We start from the raw sequence: 19,958 nt of genomic DNA on the forward strand, positions 1-19,958 counted from the left end.
CAATCGGCCCATCTCCTCGACACCCCCCAAGTTGCGGTTCCCCACCACCGCCGACGATTCAGTCAACTGGTCAGTAAATAGGTAGGGCGGTGGGCCTGGTCGGTCAAGCGGGGCAATCACCCCAACGGGTGAGCCGATACGGCCTCTCGCTGTCGGCCGGCACCTGGTTCCAATCGTTCCTCGCTGACGGCGTACAGGTTTTGCGCGTTGAGCGGTTGACGAACTCGCGCGTCGATCTGACACGCGAGCAAACCGGTTGCTCGTATTCCCTCGATTCAGGCCGCACATGCCGATCAGCGCTGGCACCACGTTGCAAAGGCCTGGCGATCTCCAAACAGCCGATCATTGAAAAGCTGGCGCCCCGGTACTTCCTCGCGTCACTACAGGAAGGATAACAAAAGGCGACCAGGTCGATAACGCGAATGCTGCCCCTATGAGCCACCCCGTCTTTGGGCCACCAGCTGCGGGAATCGCGACTTGCCCTTAGTCATCACTTTCGAGCGGACGTAGCTCCTTGATGAGATCAATGAGGAGACGCAAGGCCGTCGGAACCTGCCGACGGCCCGAATAATAGGCGTGGAACCCGCCTCCCATCGAGGCCCAGTCGCTCAGAACAATTTGCAGGCTGCCACGATCCAGATGAGGCCGAAGCAACGGTTCGGCGCCATATATTATGCCTACGCCGCTAAGCCCGAAGCCGACGGCCGCATGGCTTTCATCCACGGTTAGCGGTCCTGGCGTGGCGATAGCGATAGACTCGTCACCTTGCTCAAACTCCCACTCGTACATCTGATCATTACCGAGTCGGATGCGCACGCAGCGATGGTCCCGCAAATCATGCGGAGTTGCAGGCATGCCATAGCGTGCGAGATAGACGGGCGACGCGGCTGCGACCCACCGCACATCCGGCGAGAGTCGCTGCGCGATCATGTCTTCAGGGACTGTGCCGCCATAGCGGATACCGGCGTCGAATCCGCCGGCGATGACATCAATCAGGCGATTGCTGACGCTGATATCGACCTCGACGTCGGGATAGCGTTCGACAAAAGTCGGCATGACAGGGTCGAGCAAAAGGGGAACCGCATCCTCGAGCACGTTGATCCTGACTCGCCCCGTCGGTGCATCGCGATATCTGTTGAGGTTCTCTGCCGCCTCGGCGACGGTCTGTAAGGGGCCCTCGATCGACGTCCGAAGCTCTTCTCCTGCGGCGGTAAGCGTGACGCTTCTCGTGGTTCTGTTCAATAATCGGACCCCGCGTCGTGCTTCCAGCGCGGTGATGGCATGGCTGAGGGCCGAGGTCGTAACGCCCATCTCCAGCGCCGCGCGCCGAAAGTTGGAGTGCCTGGCGATAGCGAGGAAATAAAGAAAATCGGCGATGTCGCTTCGACTCAATTGCATAGAGTCACCCTAGCATGGTGTTGAGCTATGCTCATCAGTTCATTGCGTGCGAGAGCGCTAATCCAGATCGCTCGAAGCGAGTAAATGAATGTTGCCCCCATCGCTCGATCGGGCAATCTCGAATTGGAACCCACTCATCATGATCAAGGTCGCAATCGCAGCTGCCGCTCTCATTTCGACCCCAGGCGGCGCCGCCGCGCAGAAAGGAACAACGACCATGGATATCACCCGCAAGGCGGATCTGGCGACCGTCGACGGACCCGCCGAATATTTCACCGGCAAGGTCACCATTACTGGCCAGTTTCAGCGCCCCAAACCATCACGCGTGGGCGGCGCGATCGTTCATTTCGAGCCGGGCGCGCGTACCGCTTGGCACACACATCCCGCTGGCCAGACACTGATCGTGACGGAGGGGGTTGGCTGGACCCAGATCGAGGGCGGACCCAAGCTGGAGTTCCACGCGGGCGACATCTTGTGGTGCCCGGCTGATCACAAGCACTGGCATGGAGCCACGCCGCATGATGGTATGACTCACATCGCTATCCAGGATTCGGTCGACGGAAAAAATGTCGTCTGGATGGAGAAGGTTACCGACGAGCAATATCATGCACCACTGGGCGAAGACTGAGACATGCCGCATGTCATCGTAAAACTCTGGCCTGGTAATTCCGAAGCGCGGAAAGGCGAGCTGACCGACGTCATCGTTCGCGAAATGAGCCGCATCCTGAACTGTGGCGATGAGGCGGTGTCGGTCGGTTTCGAGGAAGTGCAGCCCGAAGACTGGAGCGCCCAGGTCTATGAGCCCGATATCCAGGCAAAATGGAGCATGCTCACCAAGTCACCGGGCTACGGCCCGGGCCCGAAACCAGCAATTTGAAGGTCGATGCCATGATGGTGGAAGAGAAGTTCACACTCGCTAACGGCGTGCAAATCCCAAAGTTGGGGTTAGGCACGTGGCGGATTCCCGATGCCGATACGGCAAGCGTGGTGCGCGACGCCATCAGGGTCGGATATCGCCACATCGATACGGCGCAGGCTTATGAGAATGAGCATGGCGTCGGTGAAGGCGTTCGCGCAAGCGGCGTATCCCGGGACGAGATTTTTATAACGACCAAGCTTGCGGCCGAGTGCAAGACGTTTGCCGCGGCGGGAGATAGCATTGAGTGGTCACTTAGGGCGCTCGGTATGGATCATATCGACCTGATGCTGATCCACAGCCCACAGCCGTGGGCGGAGTTCCGGGAGGGCAAGCATTTCTTTGAAGGCAACCTCGAAGCTTGGCGCGCGCTTGAAGAAGCCCTCGCAACCGGCAAGGTTCGAGCGATCGGCGTCTCGAATTTCGAGCGAGCGGATATAGAGAACCTGTTCGACAATGGCAGCGTCGCGCCGATGGTCAACCAGGTCCTGGCTCATGTCGGCAACACGCCATTCGATCTCATCGACTATTCACGATCGATTGGCATGCTGGTCGAAGCGTACTCCCCCGTAGCCCATGGCGCTGCATTAAAGGATGCTCGACTCGGCGCGATGGCCGAAAGCTATGGGGTCAGCATCGCACAGCTCTGCATCCGTTACTGTCTCCAACTGGGTGTGCTCCCGCTGCCAAAAACGGCCAATGCGACACATATGCGTGACAATGCCTCAGTCGATTTCGTCATCTCCGATGCCGACATGAGCACCCTCAAGCGTGCGGAAAGCAGCACGGATTATGGAGAAGCTAACGCCTTCCCGGTTTTCGGCAAGAAGCGTCAGGTGACCGATCCGGAGCCGGGGGGATAAGGCATAAGTCGGTCTTCGGCTCCAGTGGGATGAGTAGAGCTAAGGGCATGTGACTGCGACTGCGCAGCCGGTCGTGGGGAGGGGGAGCGCACCGCAGCTGTGCTATGCCGGTATGTCCGACGGCACACCTCGTGGTCGGCGTAGTCATACCTGCCGATGATGTCACTACTGCACGTTGACGCCCTTCGGGCTGTTCTTCCATCCGAAGCCCAATCCAATTACCTTGGCGGCCACCGCATCGTGGCCCGCCAACGCAACAATATTGGCAACGGGTATCTGACCGACCAACGCCTTGGCGATATCATCGCAAGGCGTTGGCGGTGACTGATAGCAAAAGCTCACGCTCCGATAACAAACCGTTGCGATGACCGGCGCCTACCTATCTTCGTAGATCATCTCGCGGGCCTATGGCCGAGGATCACCTCGGCCACACGCCCTTCTCGGCGGCCTCCTTCAGGAGCAGCGAAGGCCGCCAGGAGCCATTGAAGCGAGCGTCGAAGGCAGAGATACGGTCATAAACGGACTGGAGGCCTTCGCTTTGCGCCCAATGTAGCGGGCCGCCCCGCCAGGCAGGGAAACCGTATCCGTAGACATAGGCGAGGTCGACGTCTCCAGCCCTCAGGGCTATGCCTTCCTCAAGGATTTTTGCAGCTTCGTTGACCAGTGCGCACATCAAACGGTCGCGGATTTCGTCATCGCTGACCGGCTTGCGGGCGACGCCCATGTCCAACGCGATGTCGGCAATCATTTTTTCCACGGCCGGATCGGAAAGAGCCTTTCGTCCCTCATAACGATAGTATCCCTCTCCTGTTTTCTGACCCATGCGCCCAGCGGCATAGATGCGATCGAGGAGGGGCGTCGGCGGCTGCGATCCGGGACGCAGTTGCCGTCGCTGGTCGCGGATGCGCCAGCTGGTGTCGATCCCCACGAGATCCCTGACCGCCACAGGTCCCATGGCGAAACCAAAGGAGGTCATCACGCGATCTATCTGCTCGAGCGAAGCTCCCTCTTCGATCAGCCTGTCGGTCTCGTTGCCATAAGGAGCCTGCATACGGTTGGCGATGAAGCCATCGCAGTTGCCCGCCAGTACCGTGACCTTCCCCAGTCGTCTGCCTAAATCCATAGCCGTAGCCAACGTCTCGGGAGAAGACTTGGCGCCGCGGACGTTTTCGAGCAGCCGCATGACGTTGGCCGGACTGAAGAAATGTGTCCCACACACCGCTTCCGGTCTGCTCGTGGCGGCCGCAATCTCGTCAATGTCGAGCGTCGATGTGTTGGTCGCCAAAATGGCGCCGGACTTCATTGTGGCATCGAGCTTTGCGAAGAGGTTGCGCTTGATATCCAGATCTTCGAAGACGGCTTCAATCACGATGTCGCAGTCGGCAATATCCGCATATTCGGTTGAGTAGCTTATGCGCGAGAGCGAAGAAGCCGCAGCTTCTTCGCTGAAGCTGCCGCGTTTGACCGATACCGCATAGTTTTTCTCGATTACGCTGCGCCCGCGATCGAGGGCATCCATGCTGACATCAAGAACCGTGACTGGAATTCCGGCATTGGCAAAACACATGGCGATGCCGCCGCCCATGGTTCCTGCGCCGACGATCGCACCTGACCGAATGTCCCGCGGCTTCGCCATGCCCAGCTCCGGAATCTTCCTGGCTGCCCGCTCGGCGAAAAACAGATGCACGAGGGCCGCGCGCTGGGGACTCTCCATGCATTCTTGCAACGCGGCAGCTTCAGCCTTCATGCCTTCATCGAACGGCAAGCTGCATGCCGCTTCGACGCATTCGATGATCTTCACTGGAGCGAGAACCCCGCGGGCCGACTTCGCCACCTTGGCGCGCGCGTCGGCGAAAAGCTGGGGATCGGCCTGTGCGATTTTGTCGCCACGGTCCTTTACCCGGGAAATCGGCTGGCCAACGGCGCGGCGCGCAAAGGCAATGGCCGCGTCCTGCAGATCGCCCGAAACGATTTCATCGACTAGGCCCACATCCTGAGCGGTTTTCGCATCGATCGGATCGCCGGAGAGGATCATGTCGAGCGCACGTTCGGGGCCTACCACGCGGGGCAGGCGCTGCGTACCGCCAGCGCCCGGGAGAATTCCGAGCTTGACTTCGGGAAGCGCAAATTTGGTACCGGGAAGGGCGACGCGTCCGGTGCAGGCGAGGGCTGTTTCGAGTCCCCCGCCATATACGGTGCCGTGCATCGCCGCGATGATCGGCTTTGTTGAAGCGTCCATCGCTTGATGTACTTCTGCCAATCTCGGCGATTTCGCCGGCTTGCCAAATTCGCTGATATCGGCCCCCGCGATGAAGGTGTCGCCGGCGCAGATCAGGACGAGGGCGGCAATGGACGGATCAGCCACCGCCTCTTCAATGGCATTCAAAATACCCCCACGAACCTCGCCACTCAGAGCGTTGACCGGCGGATTGTCGACGGTGATGATTGCGATATCATCGATAGCATGACGGCTTACGGCTGGCACGTCTGGACCCTTCCCTGTTCAACCAAATGGATGGTTGCGGGTAATCTATCCCTATCCACTCCGTCAACCAGTTCGCGCTATAGCCGCATCGTAGTGCTCATTTAACCTCGCATGCCATGAAGTTTACGAGCGAACACTTGACTTGCGCATGCTCCGTAATCTACCGGCCATTTAGTTGATGATTGAACCGGGCCTGGAGAGGGAAGTGACGGACGAAACCGGAATTCTGGCATTTGGAGGCTATGTGCCGCGCCTTCGGCTGCAGCGATCCAGCGTTTTCGCCAGCGTCGGCTGGTTCAACCCTGGTCTCAAGGGGCTCGCACGGGGAGAGCGCGCGGCCAGTAGCTGGGATGAAGATCCGATCACTATGGCGGTTGAGGCGGCACGGGATTGCCTCGGTGATCGCGATCGGTCGGAGATCGCCCGCCTTTCCCTGGCATCGACCACTCTGCCCAATGCCGATCGCTTGAATGCCGGTATCGTGAAGGAAGCGCTGAACCTGGGCGATGATGTTGCAGCCTCGGATGCGGCAGGCAGTCTGCGCGCAGGGACCTCTGCTCTGATGTTGGCGCTCGATGCTGTCGGGGGCAGTGCCGGCAACGTCCTTTGTCTATCGGCTGAGCGGCGCAAGGCAGCGCCCGGAAGCGAAAGTGAATTGCTGCATGGTGACGCTTCGGCGGCAATTCTGGTTGGGCGGGGTGAACCGGTCGCCCGCTACCTTGGCGGAACGAGCCTAACTGCCGATTTCGTAGATCATTTCCGCGAGAACGGCCGGGACTTCGACTATTTCTGGGAAGCGCGCTGGATCCGCGATGAGGGATATTCCAAGCTCGTCGTCGCGGCGATAGGGGCTGCGCTCGACAAGCTTTCACTCAAAGCGGACCGGATTGACAGGGCCATCTTGCCCTTCGTGGAAAAGGGAGTCGCCGACCAGCTGGCCAAGCGCGCGGGTATTCGCCCCGAGGCGCTGGTCGACCCGATGCAGGCCACTGTTGGTAGCGCCGGCGCAGCGCATCCCATGTTGCTGCTCGCCTACGCGTTGGAGCAAGCACAGCCTGGTGAGATTCTTCTTGTCGCGGGCTTCGGACAAGGCTGCGATGTGTTGTTGTTCGAAGTGACCGACGCCATTCTCGCCCGACGGAAGGAGGGGGGCGTCTCGGCATGGCTCGCCCGACGGAAGGAAGAGAGCAATTATATCAAGTTCCTCTTCTTCCGTGATCTGATCGGGCTCGATACCGGCGCGCGCGCCGAGTTCGACCAGAAGGTCCCGCTTACGGCGCTGTATCGCAGCCGCAAAGCGGTATTGGGACTGGTTGGCGGGCGTTGCACCAAGACGGGCACCGTTCAATATCCCAAATCTGACATCTCGGTGAATCCCAATGATCATTCCGTCGGAACGCAGGAAGACTATCCCTTCGCCGAGCGACGCGCCAAGGTGTTGACCTACACCGCGGACAGCCTGACATTTTCTCCCGATCCGCCGCAATATTACGGCATGATCGAATTCGAGGGAGGCGGCCGTATGATGGCCGAGATCGTCGACTGTGACGAGGGGGACGTCGCGGTCGGCGCACCGCTGCGCATGATGTTCCGGATCAAGGCGCGCGACGAAATGCGGGGTTTCACCAAATATTTCTGGAAAGCGGTTCCGGCCGCCTGACGGATCGAAAGGTTGCATCATGCCAAGTGGTATCAAGGATAAAGTCGCCATCCTCGGAATGGGCTGCGCCAAATTCGGCGAGCGCTGGAACGACAGTGCCGACACGCTGATGGTCGAGGCTTATCAAGAGGCTCTGGCCGATGCTGGCATCGACACAAGCCAGATCGATTCGGCATGGCTCGCGGTCGCTTATGACGCGGTCAACGTCGGACCTTCCGGTATTCCCCTGTCGATGGCTCTGCGGCTCAACGATGTGGGCGTTACCAAGGTGGAAAATTACTGTGCTAGTGGGACGGACGCCCTGCGTGGCGCGGTTTATGCCGTCGCTTCGGGTGCCGCCGACATTGCGCTGGCGCTCGGGTGCGAAAAGCTCAAGGATACGGGCTATGGTGGCCTGCCCGTCCGCACCCGCGGAACCACCTTCGACATGATCGGGATCGTGGGCTCCGCGCCGGGAAACTTCGCGCAGCTGGCATCGGCCTATAGCGCTACGCACGGTGTTGATCCCCAGGATCTGAAACGAGCCATGGCGCATGTTTCGGTGAAGAGTCATGCCAATGGGGTGAAAAACCCTAAGGCGCACCTGCGCAAGGCGATCGACATGGACACCGTGCTCAACGCCCCGATGATCGCTGAACCGCTTGGCCTGTTCGATTGCTGCGGGGTTTCCGACGGTGCCGCCTGTGCAATCGTCACCACACCGGAGATCGCTCGCGCACTCGGCAAGAAGGACCTGGTGACGGTCAAGGCCCTGCAGATCTCATCCTCAAATGGGTGGGAGCTTCAGGGAGCGGGATGGGATGGAAGCTATTTTCACACCACGCGGGTCGCCGCGACCAAGGCCTATGACGAGGCCGGAATCACCAATCCGCGCGACCAGATCAGCCTGATGGAAGTTCATGATTGCTTCTCGATCACGGAACTGGTCACGATGGAGGATCTGCACATCAGCAAGCCTGGCACTGCCGTCAGGGACGTGATGGAAGGTTTCTTCGACGCCGACGGGAAAATCCCGTGCCAGATCGACGGTGGCTTGAAGTGCTTCGGGCATCCGATCGGCGCGTCGGGATTGCGGATGGTATACGAGAACTATCTTCAACTCCTGGGTCGCGCCGGCGAGCGCCAGCGGCAAGACAATCCCGTGTTCGGCCTTTCGCACAACCTAGGCGGAATGCCGAATCAGAATGTCAGCGCGATTGCGATTGTCGGGCTGCACGACGCTTGATTGAGGCTACCTGCACGGGCGCGCCAAGAATCGACAAGGCTAAAGTCTGGAGGGATTGACGTTCAAGGACGCTCGAGGCCGGGCCACGTGGCAAGCACGCTCGCCAGATGGTGCAAAGCAGATCATCGGGAGCGAATATTCGGATGTTTGCGAGGACGGCCGCCAGAAACGCACACTGTTATGTGGCGGCACCGAACGAATCCGACAAGCACTGCGGTTGCAGCACGATCGGTTCGCGATAGAAGTGGACCAGGATATCGGGGCGCCGTGCCATGCCCCGCGATACCAATGCGCGGGTCTGGTGCCAATTATTCCTGCTCGGGGAAGTGATGGCCGCCTCAATAGCCGTCGCTGCCCATTGTCACGCGCCTTGAGGTTCATCAGCGGCCGGTTCCAGTTTCGAACGCTCGATGGAATTCCGATCAGGGGACCGGGCAACTGAGACTATCATCTAAATGGGAGGGTCAACATACCAGGATGGGCTTCCGCGAGCCCTCCGACGGCGCCTCGCATGATGGTACGGACGGCAATGCGTCCCATTGAGCTTGCTGGTCTACGCCGTAAAAAGGATCGGCATCGTCGAGCTGGATCCAGTTTGCAATTGCCCCGGTCGGACAAGTGCGAAGGCACTGTTGAGAATTGTTGCACAGGTCCGGATCGATCGTAAAGCGATCATGCAAGTAAACCACTGCTGAGGCGGGGCAGACCTGGTAACAAATCTCACAGCGGATGCAGGCGTCCGGATCTATAAGGTGCTGGATTTTCATTGCTGCCAATCTGAAAACGAGGGTGCCGCGGGCAGGCATTTTATGCCTGCCCGCGTTGGTCCATTAAGCGGTTACCGGCTCAGGATCGTCCAGGCTGAGAAGTGTGCTCATATCGTCGCTCGGGTCGACATAAGCATCAGCGGTTTCCGGATAGAATTGCGAAGCCCAATGCCGCAGCTTTCCATACAGTGGCGCTTCAGACGCTGCGTAAAGCGCGTTGGGTAGAAATTCCATGTGATCCCAAATGAAGAAGTCCTGTTCGATGACATGCGTCTGCATCTTGAAGATACGGGCCGCTTTGCCCTGGAGTTCTTCGCCGACCTCTCCAGGACCCCGTTTCGAAACGAAATGGTAGCTCACTTCGTAGTTGTTTTCATCGATAGGCGTAAATCCCGTCACCAGGCAGGTGGGCCACATTTGGGTACCCCAACGGTGAACGGAAATGCCAATGCCATAGTGATCGAGCCGCACGATGGCCTTTTTCCCACCCTTCGGGGTGATGGACGTCGCCTTATCAGGCCGCCCGTAGAGAACCTCGACTTGCGCGACCATCCTGTGCTTTTCGCACGTCATGGCCAAGGGTTCGGCCATGCCGCCCGAGCCATGCACGAAATGGATATGGGAAAAATCGGCCGAATTTTCCATAGGCTGCTGGCAATGACCCGGGCGCGTCCAGCGGCAGATGCCCGACGAAGTGAGCGGGTAGAAGCTGGGATCATTGAATTCGTCGAATTCTGGTACTTCCCATTCGGGCTCGCTCTCGTCCCACGCATACCAGAGGAGAATCATTCCATGCCATTCGCGCGTCGGATATGTGCGGATGCGCGCAGCGGCCTTGGGTTTCTCATTCTTGTATGGGATGCACGTGTTGCGACCTTCGCTGTTCCAGCGCCAACCATGCCAGGGACAGGCAATATCTTCACCGACCACTGCGGGGACCAATTTGCGCTGTTCCTCGTCGCCCCGGTACCCCATGTGTGCTCCAAGGTGGCGGCAATGGGCGTCCATCACATAGGCCGCGCCTGACTCACCACGCCATGCCACCAGATTCCTCCCGAAATACTTCAATGGCTTAACATCTCCCGAGTCGATGTCAGCCGAATCAGCGACTATGAACCACCCCTTGGGATAAGGGGATTGAGGGAACGCAGCCGTAATGAGATTAGCCATCTTCACTTTATCCTTTCCTTCAACCGACCAGTCAGTTGAACGGTGCCTTTAGCGCTATCTGCGCAAATTTTCTTTGATGCAAATCAAATTTCGCTCGCTGCCCAGTTATCGGCCGTCGGCTGGAGACATGGATCCGAATGCCTGCTCCTCGCCCCCGCAGGCATGGTAGCAAGCCGCTACGTCATAGGTGATACCGACTGGTTGATTGACACCGTCGGACGACACAGCGTAGGAGGCAGTTATCGAGCCACGATGGCATACTGCAAGCATTGCGCCGCATTGCCACGGGATCTCAGAGGTAATCGCCTACGGTCGGGCGGGAATTTCGTTGTTTGAGTTGGGAGTAGGCAATTTGAAAATTAGCAAGGATACGGCTGCGGTCGTGACAGGCGGCGCATCTGGTCTTGGGCAGGCCACGGCCGAGGCGCTCGCGGAGGCTGGCGCGCGCGTTGCTATTTTCGATCTTAACAGAGACGCTGGCGAGCAAGTTGCCAAAGCGATCGGCGGCACGTTCTGCCACGTGGACATAACAAGCGAGGAATCCGTCGTTGCCGGATTCGAGCAGGCCCGAGCCGCGAACGGGCAGGAGCGCATTCTCGTCCATTGTGCGATGGCCAACCGCAAGGGCAAAACGGTCTCGATTGACCGCGAAACCGGCGAGCCAACGCGTTTCTCGACCGACGATTTCGCTTTCGCCATACAGGGCATCCTGATCGCCAGCTATCGGGTCGCGTCGCTGTCCGCTCAGGGAATGGCGGGCCTGGAGCCGGTCGAGGATAACGAACGCGGCACAATCGTACTGACCGCGTCGGTCGCGGCTCAGGATGCGCAGATAGGGCAAGTTGCCTATGGGGCCGGGAAGGCAGGCGTGAACGGCCTCGTCCTGCCGATGGCGCGGGATATGATGAACCTGGGCATCCGCGTCAACGCGATCATGCCGGGCATCTTCAATACGCCGCTCCTCGCGCGCAATTCGCAACAGGTGCTCGACGGGCTCAACGCTTCCGTGCCCTTCCCGAAGCGACTGGGAAAGCCTGAGGAGTTTGCGTCGCTGGCGATGGAGCTTGTGCGCAACACCTACTTCAACGGGCAATCCATTCGTCTCGACGGAGCGATCCGTATGCCCCCTCGTTAAACTATCGCCTTGTCAGGAGAAGTGCCGGTGAGCAATGCCTGGATCGTGGATGCTGTGCGCACACCACGCGGAATTGGAAAAATGGGAAAGGGCGCGCTTGCACATCTGCATCCGCAACATCTGGGCGCGACGGTCCTGAATGCGCTGAGAGATCGCAATGCCATCGAGACGAGCAGGGTGGACGACATCATTTGGTCGACCAGCCAGCAGCGCGGCAAGCAGGGCGGTGATTTGGGGCGACTTTCCGCGCTTTATGCCGGCTGGGACGTCAAGGCGTCAGGTGTGACGATGGACCGCTATTGCGGAGGCGGCATTTCAAGCGTTGCCTTCGCGGCGGGCCAGATTATCGCCGGGTTTGAAGACGTCCTTGTCGCCGGCGGGACCGAGATGATGAGTCATCACGCCGAGGCGGATGCCTGGGAAATCGGTACGCCCTATCAGCCGCTGGGCCGCGCCAAGGGGAATTACAAGCTCTATGACGCCAACCCGATCGGACATGTCGGTGTGGCCGCCGACGCGATAGCCGCGCTGGAGGGTATTTCTCGTGCAGAACTCGAAGCGTTCGGCGTCGAGAGTCAGCGCAAGGCGCAGGCTGCGATCGCAGCAGGCCGTTTCGACAAGAGTCTGATTCCGGTGCTCAACGACGATGGAAGCGTGGCGCTCAACCATGAGGAATATCCGCGTCCGGAGACGACGCTGGAGGGTCTTGCCGCGCTCAAGCCGGCCTTTACCGCGATCGAGAATGTCACGGCCGCGCCCGATGGGACGACGATGCGGCAAATGGTCGAACGCAAATATCCTGCTCTTGTCTGGGAAGCGGTCCACCATGCCGGCACATCTTCAGGCGTGGTCGACGGCTCAGCGGCATTGTTGCTGGCATCCGACGCGGGCCTCAAGGCCAATGGCTGGAAACCGCGCGCTCGGGTCGTGACTGCGGTCAACATGGGCGATTGCCCCACGCTGATCCTCAATGCGCCGGCTCCAGCGGCAAGGAAAGCACTCGACCGCGCAGGATTGTCGGTCGCCGACATAGATGTGTGGGAGATTAACGAGGCTTTCGCCGTGGTGACGGAAAAAGTCATTCGGGACCTCGGTATCGAGCGGAGCAAAGTCAACATCAATGGCGGGTCGATAGCATTGGGCCACCCGATTGGCGCGACGGGGTCGATTCTCATCGGCACGGCCCTCGATGAACTGGAGCGCTCGGGCGGCCGGTACGCGCTGATCACGATGTGCGCATTCGGCGGGATGGCGCCGGCGATCATCATCGAACGCGTCAGCAACCCCTCTTGAATATCGAGGCCCCCGTCATCGGAGACGTATTGTGAATGAGCCTATTGATAGCTGTGTTCTAACCGAAGTGCGGGGCAAGGTTCTCGTCATTACGATCAATCGCCCGGAATCGCGCAACGCCGTCACGCAGGCTGTCGCTCAAGATGTCGCAAAAGCTCTGGATCGCCTGGACAGCGATTCGTCCCTCTTCGTCGGGATCATCACCGGTGCGGGCGGATCGTTTTGCGCCGGCATGGATCTTAAGGGTTTTCTGCGTGGTGAATCTCCGTCGATTCCCGGACGAGGGTTTGCCGGCCTGACAATGGCCCCTCCAAACAAGCCGCTCATCGCGGCGGTTGAAGGCTATGCCCTGGCAGGAGGAATGGAAATCGCTCTTTCATGCGACCTGATCGTGGCCGCGAAGAACGCCCAGTTTGGAATCCCGGAGGTAAAACGAGGACTCGCTGCGCGCGCTGGCGGTTTGATGCGGCTGCCGCGCCAACTCCCGCAACGAGTCGCGATGGAGTTGGCACTGACTGGCAATTTCCTTTCCGCCGGACGGGCTTATGACCTTGGTCTGATCAATGTGCTTGCCGATGGGCCAGCGATCGATTCCGCCTTGACGCTGGCCGAAGCGATCGCCGCCAATGGCCCGCTTGCTGTGATGGCTTCAAAGCGTGTCGTCCTGGAATCACGCTTGTGGAATAATTCGGACATGTGGGAACGCCAGGCAGAGATTGTCGATCCGGTGTTCGCCTCGGAAGACGCCAGGGAAGGAGCCACTGCCTTCGCTGAAAAGCGTCCGCCAAACTGGGCTGGACGCTGAGCAGGTCATCTGTGCAGCCGCCCGAGCAGTCTGCATTATTGCCAATGGGCTTGAACGACTGAAACAACCAAGGAAACAAATCATGGGTGATATTGTGGCGCATGGCGATGGGCTCGTTACCTCCGAGCGCCGCGATGGCATCAACATCATAACGTTAAATCGGCCAGAGAGCCGCAATACGATCAACCACGCCTTGCGTGTGGCGATGGTCGAAGCCTTCTCCGCCGCAAATGCCGATCGCGACAGCCGGGCGGTCGTCGTCACCGGCGCAGAAGGCCACTTTAGCGGTGGTGGCGACCTGAAAGGCATGACTGACCGGGATATCCGCTCGGTCCATGAGCGGATGAACATGGCCGCACAAGTCACACGCCTTATCCGGCGATCTCCCAAACCGTATATCGCGGCAATCGAGGGCAGTGCGTTCGGGGCAGGTCTGTCTATCCCCTTGGCATGCGATCAGATCGTTGCATCGCAGTCTGCCAAGTTCTGCTCCGTCTTTGTCCGCGCGGGCCTGGTTCCGGATTACGGTATGATGCACACTCTTCCCAGGCGGGTCGGCGACGGTATTGCCCGCCGAATGATGATGACTGCGTGTGTTGTTAGCGCTGAGGAGGCATTACAAGCTGGTCTGATCGACCAGTTGGTTCCGGTAACCGAAGCGCTTGAAACTGCTTTGCAGACTGCGGCTGAGTTTAGCGCCCATGCTCCTCTTGCCGTCCATTTGATTAAAGCTGCGATGGCGGATGGCCGGAGCGACCGTCTGGATTCGTGCCTGGATGCCGAGGCTGACTTGCAAGGGCAGTTGTTTCAAACGGATGATTTCACCGAAGCTCTTAATGCTTTTGGAGAAAAGCGCACACCACTGTTTCGTGGGACATGATGGAAATATGACTTGTATCTAAGCCACCAGTATAAATCGCGATAGCACAGCCGAAAGAAAGAACTCAGATTTTTTCGGAAAATTTGTTGATAATTGAATTTAATTAATTTGGTGGCGATAAGACCGTTCGGTCCTTTTATTAGAAGGACTTATATTTATGATCGCTTACCAGAACTTGGAAATTCTCCTGCAAGGCTTTCGAGCGGCAGATACAGAGAGTAAACTTCACGAAGCATTGGCGAGAGCTACTGCCATGCTAGGATTTAAGCAATTCGCGCTAGGGCATCATGTCGATCTGAGCTGCCCGCCGCAAGGTGCGATACGGCTAGACACCTACGATCGCAGTTGGGTCAGCTATGGTCTGGAGCGCGGCTATTTTGCTGAAGATCCGATCCATCTCGCGAGCATGAAGACAGTCCGGGGATTTGCTTGGCACGAGCTCGGCGAAATCATCCAGCTGACTTCTCGCCACAAGCAGATTCTCGCCGAAGCCGGTGCCTTTGGCTTAGGGGCGGGTTTTACGGTCCCTGTGCACCTGCCGGGTGAGTACCACGGGACATGCTCATTTGCCGCCCGATCGATGGATGACCTCCGCACGAATGCACTTCCAATCGCTCAACTATGCGGGACGTTCGCTTTCGAAGCGGCTCGCCGGATCATGCGTCGTACCCTCAAACTTGGAGAAATGGACATGCCCAATCTACGGCCGCGCGAATTGGAGGCTCTGATCCTTGTCGGCCGGGGGAAGACCGATAGCGAGATCGGTCAAATACTTCGCATATCGCGAGCAACAGCGCATGAACATGTCGAAGGAGCGAGACGGGCCTATGGTAATGCGCAGCGTGCCTTTATGATAGTGCGCGCGCTGTTCGATGGACAGATCACATTTGCCGATCTCTTGAGACGGTAAAGCAGGGTGATGCCAAGCGATCCTGATTTTTTCGTCGAACTCCAAACCAATCCGAAAAAACGATTCGTGCAGCTGCAATCCCCGCAGCAATCCTGTCACCTTTGATGAGGCAGAACGGCATTGAGCCTGCCCGGGAACTAAAGGTGTCGATATTCGAGAGCCGCTTGGCCAAGCGCATCGAGAATCGGCTCTCCCAAAATGGAAATCATCGCGGATTCCCTTTTTTGAGCGCCAATGATATGATTGCCGCTGGAAAGGAGCCGGCGATGGATCCGGAAAGCACTACACCTGAGACGGACGATTGGTCCACCGACGAACAGCCCGAGGCGCCGCGCCTGTCGCATTGGCTGTGGCGCCCTTGGTACGCCAAGCTGTGGTGGAAGGCTGCGGCTCTCTTTTGGGTGGCTTTCATCCTTGAAGAGGTTTTCGTGCCACGTTCCTTGTCTCAGGCACTTTTCGAGCAATTTGAAGGCTGGCTTGTCACGGTACTGATCCTTTTCCACCCGTTCCTGATCCTGCCGGTCCTCAGCATCGGCTGGCTCTGGGCAATGTCCGGGCAACCGCGTGGTGAGTCGGGAGGCCATATTTATGATCGGACGACCGAATTTGGGTTTAATGGGCGAAATACGGATCCCACGAATCCAGCTGATCCTCGGTATATCTGGCACCCTGCAAATCCCCAGAGCCAAGCTTGGCGTGACACGCATGTGTTTGGCCGTCACTAACGTTTCTTGAACGCCGGATCACCGTCCTCCCAACCCTGTTCACGATCGCCAGTGAACCGACCGCTCCGGAGGATTTTGCTTTGCTCGATTGACGTGAAGGGTGCGCTGGCGTCCCAGGGACCACGACCTGCATCAGCTTGTTCAAGGTAGCGGTTACGCAACCCGGCAGGGCCGAGCACCTCATTTCTCAATGCGTCGGTAAACGATCGTTCGGGCGATGACGACTTAGACGCAGCGCGCTCGGCGTTGGCAAGTGCGTTGCGCACATCGTAATTGACGATGTCGATCGTCGATTGCGCGGTTGAGTTAACGGTTCCGACATCTGACGTCTGCAAGCCGATACTGCCAGTAGCGCCGCTTCCTCCTGAGGCGGAAGTATTCTTTCCTCCCTTCTTGCCGACGCCGCCTCCGCCGACGTCTCCGCTGATCCCCAGCGTTTCGACATCACCATTCGACACTTGGTGAGCTGCGCTGCGACCAAGTGTTCGCTGCCACCCTGTTTGAACCATGATAGCCGTTACGTCGCGTTCCAACGTGTCCGCGACCTGTGGCTTGAGGCGCCAGTTGCCGCTGCGATCCATTTCGAATCCGCCCTTGAGCCAACTAGCCATTGCCGCCTGGCCCTCCGCGCCACTGCCCAGAAAATGCTCGATAGTGTCTGGGCCGGCTTGCTTGCCGGCCTCGAACCGTGTGCTGGTGTCGCTCCGCGCCGACCGCTGGAACCCCGTGCTGCTCGATACCAGCAGATCATTATGCGCAAAGTTGAACCGCGCGGTGCCGCCATTGGCTACCGCGCCGAGCTGGTCCTGGTTGATGAGCCCGGCCCGCCACATCTGTGCGGCTGTTTCGGGCGTTAGGTTGAGGCTGAAGTCTCCGTTCTGATCCATGGCGATCTGCCGCTTCGTCAGATCGATACCATGGCTTCGCAGCAGTCCTTGAGCCCTTGTTAGGCGTTCGTTGTCAACGATACGCGTGAGCCGCTCGTTGCGTGCCCGATCTGCTACCCCGGCAGATCCGCCCTCGGCCATATCGACCTGATTGCCCGCAGTTCTCGATAGCGCCTGGATGAAGCTATCGAGGCGGGCGGCTTCTCTTGTGGAAACACCGGCGGCTTCAGCACCTTCCGCGAAACCGAAATTCTCCGACTGGCGACGTTGCTCGCCAATGCGTGCAGCGCCGCGCGTTCCATCATGACCAACCTCACGTTGAGCATCGAGTTTGCCGGCGCGCTCCGCAAAATCATAGCCCGCGGCTTCTCGGGTCCGACCATAAACACTCGTCCCTTCACGCGCCGCTTCAGCCGTGGAGCCGTCAGCTGTGCCGACCTGGACCGCAGCATTGTAGCTTTCCAATGCATGCATGACCTGGGCCTCGTTCCGGCCTGTAGCGCGGGAGAGTTGGCTGATGGCAGAGGAGCGCGCTTCACCCGACAGCGCATTGATGAAGGAGATGCGACGGCTGGTTTCGTCGACCGAGAGCCCGAGCATAGCGGCAGCGTTGCGCTGGCCCTCATTGCTGCCGGTCCGGTGCGCTTGCTCGGTCGCCACATTGCCGCGCTCGACTTGCGCAACCCGGTCGCCCGCATAGTCCCGACGACCCTCCATTGCTCCAACCTGCACTTGCGCAGAGGTGAGATCATTTTGCAGCATCGCCTCTTGATCGAAGGTGTTGGCGATGAGCTTGGCGAAGGTTGGGTCCGCAGATGCCTCGCCGATGACGCTCGCCGCCTTCAACTGCGCATCATCAGGGCCGTAGCCGCTGCGCGCAAAGTGCCGCGTCGCGCCTTGCAGCATCATGTCATACGCGCGTTGGTCGCCGAAAGCCCGCCATTGCACCATGTTCTGCGCGAATGATGCAAAGGCGCGCTCCCCTGTTTGACCCTGCCCAAAATAGCGATTTCCAAGCGATCTGAGCGCATCCTTTTCGGCGAACTGATGGATTGCCGCAGTCGTCGCGTTTGCGCGCACCGCGCGTTGAACCGCTGGATTCGACAGGTTGCCATTGACGAGGGCAGGGGCCAAGCCACCCAGTTCCCGCGCAGCGTCGATACCGCCCATGCCGAACGCCGGAACGCCAGGTACACCTGATGCCCGCTCTCCGAGGAAACCACCGGCAGCGCCGAAGCTCCGGTTCGCGCCGAACGTCGAGCGTTCGCCGAAATCACCAAAGTTCGAAGAGGCGTTTCGGCGCGCCATCGTGCCCGCAGCTGACGCTTGCGCCTCGAGCGCCGAGGCATAGCCTTCGCCGGTGGCCAGAGGTGCAGCTGCGGCGCTTGCCTGGCCGTGAACGCCGAGCGTCCCACTGGTAAATGACGTGAACACGTTGCCTGAGAAGCGGAATACCGTGAAGACAAATGCGCCAGCGAGGCCGGCCGCAGCCGTTCGGAAGCTGCCGAAGATGGCGAGCGCCTTCTGAGCCGAGGATGGCGCCAAGAGCCAGGCATTGGTGGCTACGGCATTAGATCGCATCTCGGCGAGCGCATCCATGGCGCGTCCCAATGTCAGCTGATAGATGCCAGCGTCGATCACGCCCCAGAGCGCCACGAACACGAAGAGACCGAGCGCAAAGCTCGCCACGCGAAGGTTGATCGGCGTCAGGATGAACAGGAGCGCGATCGGGATCATGAACAGCATGATGCCGAACACGACGGCGCGGATGGTCGGCATCCATTCGTTAGCCACCGACATGGTCGCGAGGCCGTTCGATATCACGGCACGATTGGCCATGACTCTCGCGGCCGAAGCCGGACTGTCTTCGAAAAGCACGTCTCCGACACTGTTTCCCAGTAGAATATTGGTCATGAACGCCTGCAGTGACAGAGGCGTCCCCATCATCATGTCGCCCATCTCGCCCAGCTGGCTGCGGCATCGGTTGAGCTGGTCGGGCTTTGTCACATCGAAGCCGGTCCGTGTGCAGACTTGCTTGCTATAATCCTCGAACAGTGCCGGATCAGAGAGAGCGGTCGAAATATGCTGCCAGGCCTCGTCGCAACTCACGGTCGTGCCGCCTTTGTCGGCGGCGGTGTAGACGGTAGAGAATGTCGCCGGACCTGCCATCGCCGCGAACGCCGCGGGCAGATCGGTCGCGGTTCGGAACAGCCGATCATCGTCGATACCATAGGCGGCAGAGACCCGCGCGACGGGATAACATTGGCGGACATAATCTTTGATCGTCGCGTCGAGGAAGGTGTCGGTCATTGGGCCACGCGGCGATACAGCATTGAAGAAGAGGTCGAATGTGTGCCCGCCGGCGCCGAACTCGATCTTGCTGTTGGGATCGAGTGTATTGTCGTCGATCGTCTCGACCAGCGCGCGTTCGATGAGATTGGTGGTGCCCGCAACGAGGACCAGGAGATTGGGCACGTCGCCGACGGGCTGATAGGCGTTGCGTACCTTGTCATAGATGTGGACCGTCCCGGTAGTGGCGATCATGCCCACAAACAGACCGATGCCGATCAGCATCTGGAAGCCAAAGGCTACGAGACTCATCCCTTGTCCGCGAACGCTTGCCAGCAGCGCGCCAAGCGAAATGCCGACGGTTGCGATCACGATCACAAGCGTTTCGTATCGCGGATCAGCGAAAATCATTGCGACTAGGCGGAAGGCATCCACCGTCTCGGCAAAGCCGTCATAGGTGTAGAAGCTGGCGTCAATCGCGAACGCAGGTGTCGCGGCGCCAAGCGTTGCGAGGGCAAGTGTCAGGCGGATCAGGTGGCGGAACGTCATT

16 protein-coding genes are annotated in these 19,958 nt (G+C 59.2%); 11 read left to right on the plus strand and 5 right to left on the minus strand.

Annotated elements, in window-relative coordinates; all coding sequences use genetic code 11:
* Positions 1-483: 483 nt before the first annotated feature.
* Entirely contained in the window at positions 484-1,398 is a 915-nt protein-coding gene (locus tag K3M67_RS06115; RefSeq protein ID WP_285832622.1) for a LysR family transcriptional regulator, read from the minus strand.
* A 139-nt stretch (positions 1,399-1,537) separates the two neighbouring features.
* Here K3M67_RS06115 and K3M67_RS06120 point away from each other — a divergent pair, with 139 nt between their 5' ends.
* From K3M67_RS06120 to K3M67_RS06130, 3 genes are read left to right on the plus strand one after another with little or no spacing between them, the layout of a single operon-like run.
* On the plus strand, positions 1,538-2,026 hold the full coding sequence (locus K3M67_RS06120) for a (R)-mandelonitrile lyase (RefSeq protein WP_353051168.1): 489 nt from the start codon (positions 1,538-1,540) through the stop codon (positions 2,024-2,026).
* A 3-nt stretch (positions 2,027-2,029) separates the two neighbouring features.
* On the plus strand, positions 2,030-2,275 hold the full coding sequence (locus tag K3M67_RS06125; protein WP_285832623.1) for a tautomerase family protein: 246 nt from the start codon (positions 2,030-2,032) through the stop codon (positions 2,273-2,275).
* An 11-nt stretch (positions 2,276-2,286) separates the two neighbouring features.
* Complete coding sequence (locus tag K3M67_RS06130) at positions 2,287-3,177, plus strand: aldo/keto reductase (protein WP_285832624.1); 891 nt, start codon at positions 2,287-2,289, stop codon at positions 3,175-3,177.
* Between the two features lie 418 nt (positions 3,178-3,595).
* Here the strand turns inward: K3M67_RS06130 and K3M67_RS06135 are convergent, their stop codons facing one another.
* Positions 3,596-5,662 (minus strand): 3-hydroxyacyl-CoA dehydrogenase NAD-binding domain-containing protein, encoded by a 2,067-nt coding sequence (locus K3M67_RS06135; RefSeq protein ID WP_285832625.1) that lies wholly within the window; start codon positions 5,660-5,662, stop codon positions 3,596-3,598.
* Positions 5,663-5,867: 205 nt separating this feature from the next.
* On the opposite strand from K3M67_RS06135, the gene K3M67_RS06140 reads away from it, so the two are divergent.
* Positions 5,868-7,322 carry a hydroxymethylglutaryl-CoA synthase family protein gene (locus K3M67_RS06140; RefSeq protein ID WP_285832626.1) on the plus strand — a complete coding sequence of 485 codons (1,455 nt, stop codon included), beginning with the start codon at positions 5,868-5,870 and terminating at the stop codon, positions 7,320-7,322.
* Between the two features lie 19 nt (positions 7,323-7,341).
* Complete coding sequence (locus K3M67_RS06145) at positions 7,342-8,547, plus strand: acetyl-CoA acetyltransferase (protein ID WP_285832627.1); 1,206 nt, start codon at positions 7,342-7,344, stop codon at positions 8,545-8,547.
* 464 nt (positions 8,548-9,011) lie between these two features.
* On the opposite strand, the gene K3M67_RS21945 is transcribed toward K3M67_RS06145, so the two are convergent.
* Both K3M67_RS21945 and K3M67_RS06150 read right to left on the minus strand, forming a co-directional pair.
* A complete protein-coding gene (locus tag K3M67_RS21945; protein WP_353051169.1) occupies positions 9,012-9,353 on the minus strand; it encodes a 4Fe-4S binding protein in 342 nt (113 codons plus the stop codon).
* Positions 9,354-9,377: 24 nt separating this feature from the next.
* On the minus strand, positions 9,378-10,484 hold the full coding sequence (locus K3M67_RS06150; protein WP_285832628.1) for a Rieske 2Fe-2S domain-containing protein: 1,107 nt from the start codon (positions 10,482-10,484) through the stop codon (positions 9,378-9,380).
* 352 nt (positions 10,485-10,836) lie between these two features.
* Here K3M67_RS06150 and K3M67_RS06155 point away from each other — a divergent pair, with 352 nt between their 5' ends.
* The 6 genes from K3M67_RS06155 to K3M67_RS06180 all read left to right on the plus strand — a co-directional run bounded on the left by K3M67_RS06155 (position 10,837) and on the right by K3M67_RS06180 (position 16,232).
* Positions 10,837-11,619 carry an SDR family oxidoreductase gene (locus K3M67_RS06155; RefSeq protein ID WP_285832629.1) on the plus strand — a complete coding sequence of 261 codons (783 nt, stop codon included), beginning with the start codon at positions 10,837-10,839 and terminating at the stop codon, positions 11,617-11,619.
* A 27-nt stretch (positions 11,620-11,646) separates the two neighbouring features.
* Positions 11,647-12,912, plus strand: coding sequence for an acetyl-CoA C-acetyltransferase (locus tag K3M67_RS06160; RefSeq protein ID WP_285832630.1), 1,266 nt, complete (start codon positions 11,647-11,649; stop codon positions 12,910-12,912).
* Between the two features lie 31 nt (positions 12,913-12,943).
* Complete coding sequence (locus K3M67_RS06165; RefSeq protein ID WP_285832631.1) at positions 12,944-13,717, plus strand: crotonase/enoyl-CoA hydratase family protein; 774 nt, start codon at positions 12,944-12,946, stop codon at positions 13,715-13,717.
* A gap of 82 nt (positions 13,718-13,799) precedes the next feature.
* Entirely contained in the window at positions 13,800-14,597 is a 798-nt protein-coding gene (locus tag K3M67_RS06170; protein WP_285832632.1) for an enoyl-CoA hydratase/isomerase family protein, read from the plus strand.
* A 157-nt stretch (positions 14,598-14,754) separates the two neighbouring features.
* Positions 14,755-15,507 carry a helix-turn-helix transcriptional regulator gene (locus tag K3M67_RS06175; RefSeq protein ID WP_285832633.1) on the plus strand — a complete coding sequence of 251 codons (753 nt, stop codon included), beginning with the start codon at positions 14,755-14,757 and terminating at the stop codon, positions 15,505-15,507.
* A 143-nt stretch (positions 15,508-15,650) separates the two neighbouring features.
* Positions 15,651-16,232 (plus strand): hypothetical protein, encoded by a 582-nt coding sequence (locus K3M67_RS06180; protein ID WP_285832634.1) that lies wholly within the window; start codon positions 15,651-15,653, stop codon positions 16,230-16,232.
* Here the strand turns inward: K3M67_RS06180 and K3M67_RS06185 are convergent.
* Entirely contained in the window at positions 16,229-19,957 is a 3,729-nt protein-coding gene (locus K3M67_RS06185) for a conjugal transfer protein TraG N-terminal domain-containing protein (RefSeq protein ID WP_285832635.1), read from the minus strand. The two genes, K3M67_RS06180 and K3M67_RS06185, sit on opposite strands and share 4 nt — an antisense overlap.
* Position 19,958 lies beyond the last annotated feature (1 nt).

The organism is Sphingobium sp. V4 (genome assembly GCF_029590555.1).
In the GTDB taxonomy this organism is placed as follows: Bacteria; Pseudomonadota; Alphaproteobacteria; order Sphingomonadales; family Sphingomonadaceae; genus Sphingobium.